We start from the raw sequence: 7,714 nt of genomic DNA on the forward strand, positions 1-7,714 counted from the left end.
ATATACATTTTTATTTATTTGCTTGGGTCAGTAAAATCAGGATATATTAATTCTGGATTTTTACCATCCATATTTGTTGTAACTACTTCATCTCTTAAAGTGCTTCTGTTTGTTATATAACTTTTATAATCTCCGTATTGAGCCTTTTGCCCTCCAAACCCTATTATTATGCTTGAGCCAGAGGCTTGCATACCAGCAGGAATTTTATCAAAGGTTGGTTGTACTATCCATTTTATACCTGCCACTTGATATGGTTCTATATATGAAGATGGTCTTTCTAGATTGAAATCTCCAAATACTTCCCCAGAAAAAACTTGTGGATATTTATCTATTAACTCAGCATTGAAGTCCCATAAATCATATATTGATTCTGTGATCTTGTCATATCTAGGATTTTTTTCTACTTTTCTATCAATTACTTTTTTTACAAGATTTTGCCAAGTATCAAAGTCTTCTTTGCTGATTTGATTTCTATACTGTGCCTTTATTTTATTTTGGTTATTAACTTCTTTAGTAACTGTATCATTAAGCCATTTTGGATTTGCAATAACTTCGTTAGATAAAAGTGCTGATGAAGATGCAGATTTTAACCTTGCATCAAGTTCTAACAATTGTCCAAAAGTGATTTTTTGTCCAACCTGTTTATTTATATCATTTACTTCATTTCTATAAATACTTTGGATATATTCTTCCTTACCACGAGTTCCATAATTATCTTGGTCAAAAAATTTATTTTGAGATTTCCTAGCTTCTCTAATATTTTTATACATTAATTTTTTTACATATGGTGTAGCTAAGTCTCCAGAAGTCATATCTCTTATATTTTTGATCTTTTCAATATTATTATCTAGCTTTTCTATAGCCGCAAGAACATCTTTTCTTCCATTAAATGGATTTATAGCAACCATTACTGCTTCAAAACATACTTGTGCAGCAAGATTATGTGCTTCTTGAATCTTATAAATATACTCAGTAGTCATTTGATTTATAAAATGGTTGACTTTTCTTAAAAGTTGAATTCTAACTCCAATAGAACCTATATAAAAGAATTGCTGTGGATTAGTAGTATTTATCCCCGATGGTAAATTAATAGCTCTGTCTTCGCTTAGTTCTGCCAAATCTAGTTGAGCTTGCTGCATTAAAGGAATTTCATAAGCTTTATTTCCTTCAATTCTAGCTCCTTGCAAAGAATCTGACTCTTGTCTTAATTCCTCATCGCTTAAGTTTAGTTCGTAATCTTCATTTATCTGATAAAGATAGGATAAATCATCATTATTTACACTTTCAACTTCTTGCATAGCATATGAATTGCTATAAAAATCAAAAGCAAAAGATGTAGATAAGAATGTGATTACACTTAGCAATGAGAGAACACGATATTTTTTCTTCATTATCCCTCCTTTTGATGTACCTGTGCCATTTCTATAGATTTTAATATAATTATAGACTTTATAAATAGAATTAAAGATATACATTATGGGTTATTTATAATATGTTGTAAATAAAAATCTAATCTATTTATTAAAATAACTAAATTTTTAAGACCATTATTTACTTTATTATAATCTAATCCAATTAAACTTTAGAATTATTAATAAAATTTTTTATATATCTTTACCTAACTATAGATTAGCACTAGAGCCCGCAAATGTCAATACTGGAAGTCGTTTTCTTATAAACTTTGAGAGTTCTTTAATCAAATTTTATTTAAATTATATACACTTTATTAATATATATCTAGATCAATAATAAGAAATAATAAAGAATTTAAGATAAGATGTTATTTATGAACTATTTTTCACATGGCTAATTTTTTATTTTCACCTGAATTAATAGTCAAAGTTCTTAATATCTATAAATCAAATTTTAGCTTCAATATTTGTGATAGATCTTAAATAATCAATAAAAGATAAATTAATGAATGATAATGGAGGGTATATGTCAATTAGTTATTTTATCGAGCTTCTGGGATGCCTTGCTCTTTTCTTATATGGAATGGAATTGATGATGGTCTTGAAATTGTCGCAGGTGATAGGCTTAGAATTGTAATATAAAAAATGACTTCCAATTTTTTAAGGTCATATTAGTAGGAACTTTTATAACTGCAATTATACAATCATTATCCGCTACTACAGTTATGGTAGTTGGCTTTGTTAATGCAGGTTTTATGAATATCTATCCAGCAGTAGGAATAATAATGGTAGCAAATATAGGTACAACTATTACAGGTCAGCTTGTAGAGTTAAATATACCTCAACTAGCTTCAATAATTGCTTTTATAGGATTTATTTTGAACGCATTCTCTAAAAAAGAAAAGAATTTTCCAGGTAGAACAATAATGGGATCTAGGCTTCTTATTTATAAGCATAGAATTTATGAGCAAGATCATGGAAGCTTTAAAAGATTATCCAAGATTTATAACTTTGATGACCAAATTCAAAATCCTATTCTAGGTGTATTAGCTGGTGCTATTATAAAACCGCTATCATACGTCATTATCTGCTTCTTTGGGTATATTACAAGCTTTAGCTATCATTCAAATCATTTATGTATATAGTATTTGGTTTTAATATCGAAGCTTACATAACATCAGTTTTGTCATCACTTGGAGCTTCCAAAAATGCTAAGAGAGCAGCTCTCGCCATGTACTTTTTAATATTGTTGGAACTATTATTTTTTATTCTATTATCACTATTTATACCAATAGATCAAATGGCATTAAAATTTTCTAGACCTTTACCAGCTGAACAATTAGCTAACTTGCACACACTATTAATAGTGCTACTACTACGAGCGTCAAATTTTTCAAAAATAGTTTAAATATTTGATAATGAATATCATTATTGACTATATATCAATTTAATGTTAATATTATTTTATAAAAAGCTAAAATAATATTTTTAAAAAGAGGAGTTTATATGAAAAATAAAAATAAATTAGCAATTGTCAGCATTTTATCATTTGGATTAATATTTAGTGCTTGCAACAAAGACGAAGCTAAAGATAATAAATCTACAAATGATTCCACTCAAAAAGTAGAAGAAACTAAAAATACTCCCGCTGCAACTAGTGCTGCAACTAGTGATACAGAAAAAAAAGATGATGCTTCTAATAACAATGAAGAAAACGTCACAAAAGATGGAGAAAATAATAAAGATGCAAAATCTAGTGTAAGTTTATCTGATTGGCAAGGAGATTGGAATAGTATGTATGAATATCTAGAAGATCCTGAGATTCAATCAGCTTATTCTACTCTAGCAAAAAATGAAGAAATTGATGAAGATAAAGCAAAAGAAGATTATCTGGCAAAAAGAAAAGCAGATTTTGCTGGTCTTATTATAGATGCTGACAAAGTAACTTTCTTGGGTAACTTTCCAAAAAAAGATGGAAAAACTATAGGAGAAGGTACTTATAAATTTTCTAAAACAGAGGAACAGATGCTAGGAGAGCATAAAATAACTTGGAATATATTTGAAGCTACAAATGAAGATGCTCCATATAAATATCTGACTTTGATGAAAATAGATCCTAATGAAGATTTACTACATTTCCACTTCAGATATGGAAATGATTTAGATGAAATACTAAATAAAGAAAGCTGGTTTCCAACAGTAGTATCCCCACAAACTACCAATGAACAATTAATAGATGAGATTACAGAATAATACTTATATTATTCCTTAATTAAAATTTAATTTAAGGAACTGCTGTGTAATTATTTGTAATAGCTTTTACTATTATATTTAGTAATATTATCTAATTTGAAAATATTGATAAATTACAAAATACAAGTTTTTATAGTTACATGGCAGTTCCTTTTCATCAATACAAACTTTTATATAAATATTTCTATTTACAAAGCTAAATACTATTGAGCAAATATTAATTTACCTTTGGCTTTTATAAAATTTTTTAGTCAACACTCCCTATTCTCTTGATTATTAACAATTTAAAATTACTATATTATTTAAATAATAATATAATTCTACATTAAAATTTTTATGGCTGGGATAGTAGGACTCGAACCTACGCTCTCCAGAGTCAGAATCTGGTGCCTTACCAGCTTGGCTATATCCCAATAATTTTATAACATAATAATTATAACACTTACCGAGTGAGTATAAAATCCCTATACGATTTTTTTACGAGAGAATAATAAAATCAATACTAACTATAGATAGAGTAAATAATATTGTGTAGATTTATATAATATCTTTAATATATTTCAACGCTATTCTATAATTTTCTCTATAATCATTTTGATAGGATTTGCTATCTAGAAATATCTATATATTTTCCCATAAGTTCATTAAACGCCCTGATTAAAAATGATTTAGCAATTTATTGTCGTTAAAATTTTGTAATCCTTCTCGTTAATTGTAAAGTGTAATTGGGTAATTTAATTTCTTCTAATTTGGTCTTATTGTTAAAAATATTATACTATTTATGGTATCAAACGCCCTTTTCTTTTTATAAAATTATACAAACACTATAATCTAATACTAATGCAATTTTAAATCTTAATTTGTCTTTATATAATATTAATAGTTTCCAATTAAAATTTATTTCTATATAACGTTATTAACAAAGTATCTATTCGCATGTATCTTATTAGATATTTATTTATCTAACAATGTGGACGTGATAAATTATGCGGGTATAATATTTGTTGAAGTTAAGTACTTACTTCAAATATTAAAAGTTAAACATATAATTTGAAGTTTAGATTATTCTAAAACTAATTCATCTAGTCTAAATATCTAGATTATACGACAATGATGAATATAATTAGGAGGAGAAAATGAATTACAAAAAATTAAATAAATTACTATTAGTAACTGCTTTATCAACAAGTCTAGTATATGGATCTAACATGAGCAAGGTAAATGCTGCTAGTGAAAATAGTAATAAACAAAATGTCAACCAAGTAGTTAATAAGGAAACTAAAAATTCACCAACTTCAGATGAAAATTGCTTAAAAAAAGAAGATGGTTCTTACTTTGCTCAATTACTTTCTAAAAATGCAGGTAAAAGAGATAAAGAATTTGAAAGTCCATCAATCTATGAAATCAATAAATATGCAGATGTCTTAGAAGTAAAGGGAACTTTGGATTATAACAAAGATCCTGATTCTACAAATGTAGATAAAATGCTTGAAAACCAAACTCACTTTTTTACTGTAAGTAATAATACTGTGTATAATGTTCAAGGTGGCTCTGTAAATCCACAATTCTATGATGAAGATGAATTTCTTAAACACTATGATGAAGTTAAAGATTTAGGTTATGCTATAAATATAGAAGTAAAAGATGGCCTAGTAACAGAAATTACAATTTACGAATAAAAATATAAAATTTAAATAAATGATTTAAATAAGTAACCCAGCCCATAAAAGCTATCTCAATTAAACTTTTATGGGCTTTTTAATAAAATAAATTTTATCTATTAGCATAATTATACTCTACATATAATAAAAATCCACATTTAAAATAAATCATAAAAGTTGCCTTAATAAACAGGTCAGATTGAGATTTATTTTAAAATATATATAATAAGACAGCTTTGATAATTATTATCAAAGTTATAATCCCTTATTTATTCTTCAATTTTTTCTATCAACTCTTTCTATATTTCTCTAAAATATGAAAATGACAAATAAATTTTTGAATTGCTTACAGTAAATGGAATTTGATTATAGAAAATCTTGTAATTTAGAAATCAGACTAATCTATAAAAAAATATTAATAGATTTGAATAAAATATCTTCTTATCTATGGAAGCTTCTGAAATATCCATATAAATAATATCAAAAGATATAATAAAGTAATAGACTAAAAAAATAAAAAGGTTATAATTATAATAAGAATAATCAAATATATTGTAAGCAGTAAGGAGTAATAATGGATTTTTTTGGAAAAGTTGGAAAAACAATGGCTGGTGTAGGTGAAAATATTGGAATTAACAGTGATATCACTAGAATGAACAATGAAATAGAAAAAGAAGAAGTTAAAATAAATCAATTATTTTATTTTATTGGAAAATCATATTACGAAGCTCACAAAAATGACATTAACGCTGAAGAACATGATAGAATTTTGCAAGTTAATAACAGCCTATCAAGAATCGACAAACTAAAAGAAGAAATAAATAGCCTTAGAAATGTAACAGTGTGTGATAATTGTGGATCTGAAATTCCTATAAACTCTACTTATTGTATAAAATGTGGAGCAAAAGTAAGAGAGGTTCAGAAACAAGAATTTCTATGTCCATCTTGTAATAAAGCAGTAGGAAAAGATGAAATATTCTGCAGGAATTGTGGTACAAAGTTAAAAGATAATGAATAAGCTATAAAAACATAGGAATTCTAGAAGCAAAGAAGATATTATGTACGATTCTTTTTTTGTTTGATTAAGATATTTGTGTTTATAAAAAATCAAAATAGTAGTGATTAATTATAAAAATTACGAAGACGAATAAATTCTAATAGTTCAGCAACTATCAGCAAATCAGATTATTATAAATAATTAAGCCCTTCCATCCTCAATCATCAGGATGGATTTTCTTTCTCGTTAATCCACTACTTGAGTTCCATAATGTGGAATGCAAATTTTCCTTCACTATCCGGACGAGCTAATATAAAGATGTAATCCGTAAATAAAAAAGAACTATTCAAGCAACTATTTCGTAATTATCTGACAATTTCTCACTCTATCAAAAGGCTCAGTTCTAGCGAATGAGAACAACTAAGATTCATTACCCATCAGAGCTTTAGGTATATCCTTATATACTAAAAAAGACTTAGTCAAACGACTAAGTCTCTCGCTACGCTCGACCATTCTATGGAGGGTCCTCCATGAGTCGGACGGGCTTTTTTTATTCAGCAGCTTCCACCAAAATTCATTAGCTTTGCTAATTCACCGCCACTCCCGTGGCTCATTTTGGGGTTAAATGTGCCAAATCAAGACACATTTAACACTCACCGGGAGGTCAGTCCTAAAGGAGGCGGACGGCCAGTTCCGAGTACCATCGGCGTTAGTAAGCTTAACTTCTGTGTTTGGCATAGGCAAATATGCCAAGTCAAGGCATATTTGCCCCGGAAAGTAGCGTGGGAACGCGGATAAGCCTTCGTAGAAGGCGACTTTCCGTGACAGGTGTATCTTTATACTAAAAAAGACTCAGTCAATTGACTAAGTCTTAGTTATTTAGCAACTTCCTACTCTACCGGGAGGTCACCCTCCGAGTACCATCGGCGTAGTTGGGCTTAACTTCTATGTTCGGTATGGATATAGGTGTATCCCCAACGCTATCGTTACTATATTCTTGACCTAACCCGAAAACTTGTTTTCGTTGGTAGGTCAAATGTCGCGAAATAGAAAACATCATGTCCGCACGCTATAGGACTGATTTCGTTCTGAAGCCGACCTGCCAATTTTAAAGTTTAGGTTGGTATTTATGAACCTATTAAATAGCCGCTCAGTTAAACTTACCATAATACGGATTGATTGTCCATACGATTGGTTCGTAAGTTTCTAGCCAATCACGCTTTGCGCTCTTGGGAAACTCTGAACGAGGACCTACCATCAATTCATTTTTGATCAATTGGGTTAGGTCTCTCAACAATATTTCCAGTCAAGATTTAAAGTTTAGTATCCATTAGCTTAATACATTACTGCACTTACACCTTGGACCTATCAAACGTATTTTCTTTACGTAC

At 28.6% G+C, this 7,714-nt stretch carries 5 protein-coding genes, 1 tRNA gene and 2 rRNA genes; 4 read left to right on the forward strand and 4 right to left on the reverse strand.

The genetic code is table 11. From position 1 onward, the window contains the following. Window positions 1-14: 14 nt before the first annotated feature. Complete coding sequence (locus J2Z39_RS06725; protein ID WP_209814439.1) at window positions 15-1,391, reverse strand: CAMP factor family pore-forming toxin; 1,377 nt, start codon at window positions 1,389-1,391, stop codon at window positions 15-17. A 719-nt stretch (window positions 1,392-2,110) separates the two neighbouring features. Between J2Z39_RS06725 and J2Z39_RS08515 the strand changes: the two genes are divergently transcribed. Next, window positions 2,111-2,557 (forward strand): Na/Pi symporter, encoded by a 447-nt coding sequence (locus J2Z39_RS08515; protein ID WP_342589594.1) that lies wholly within the window; start codon window positions 2,111-2,113, stop codon window positions 2,555-2,557. A 361-nt stretch (window positions 2,558-2,918) separates the two neighbouring features. Then, complete coding sequence (locus tag J2Z39_RS06735) at window positions 2,919-3,665, forward strand: ZinT/AdcA family metal-binding protein (RefSeq protein WP_209814441.1); 747 nt, start codon at window positions 2,919-2,921, stop codon at window positions 3,663-3,665. 337 nt (window positions 3,666-4,002) lie between these two features. Here the strand turns inward: J2Z39_RS06735 and J2Z39_RS06740 are convergent. Then, a tRNA-Gln gene (locus J2Z39_RS06740) sits at window positions 4,003-4,078 on the reverse strand. 723 nt (window positions 4,079-4,801) lie between these two features. Here J2Z39_RS06740 and J2Z39_RS06745 point away from each other — a divergent pair. Continuing rightward, a complete protein-coding gene (locus tag J2Z39_RS06745) occupies window positions 4,802-5,344 on the forward strand; it encodes a hypothetical protein (RefSeq protein WP_117522291.1) in 543 nt (180 codons plus the stop codon). A 556-nt stretch (window positions 5,345-5,900) separates the two neighbouring features. Beyond that, a complete protein-coding gene (locus tag J2Z39_RS06750) occupies window positions 5,901-6,344 on the forward strand; it encodes a zinc ribbon domain-containing protein (RefSeq protein WP_117522292.1) in 444 nt (147 codons plus the stop codon). An 856-nt stretch (window positions 6,345-7,200) separates the two neighbouring features. Here J2Z39_RS06750 and rrf read toward each other — a convergent pair. After that, a 5S ribosomal RNA gene (gene rrf / locus J2Z39_RS06755) occupies window positions 7,201-7,317 on the reverse strand. A gap of 308 nt (window positions 7,318-7,625) precedes the next feature. Next, a 23S ribosomal RNA gene (locus J2Z39_RS06760) occupies window positions 7,626-7,714 on the reverse strand; the annotation flags it as partial.

This window comes from Anaerococcus nagyae, assembly GCF_017874535.1.
GTDB lineage: Bacteria > Bacillota > Clostridia > Tissierellales > Peptoniphilaceae > Anaerococcus > Anaerococcus nagyae.

What these genes read in the sequence shown, in the direction of transcription:
- J2Z39_RS06725 (WP_209814439.1), bottom strand. Translation starts at nt 1,391, where the DNA reads ATGAAGAAAAAATATCGTGTTCTCTCATTGCTAAGTGTAATCACATTC.
- J2Z39_RS06735 (WP_209814441.1), top strand. Translation starts at nt 2,919, where the DNA reads ATGAAAAATAAAAATAAATTAGCAATTGTCAGCATTTTATCATTTGGA.
- J2Z39_RS06745 (WP_117522291.1), top strand. Translation starts at nt 4,802, where the DNA reads ATGAATTACAAAAAATTAAATAAATTACTATTAGTAACTGCTTTATCA.
- J2Z39_RS06750 (WP_117522292.1), top strand. Translation starts at nt 5,901, where the DNA reads ATGGATTTTTTTGGAAAAGTTGGAAAAACAATGGCTGGTGTAGGTGAA.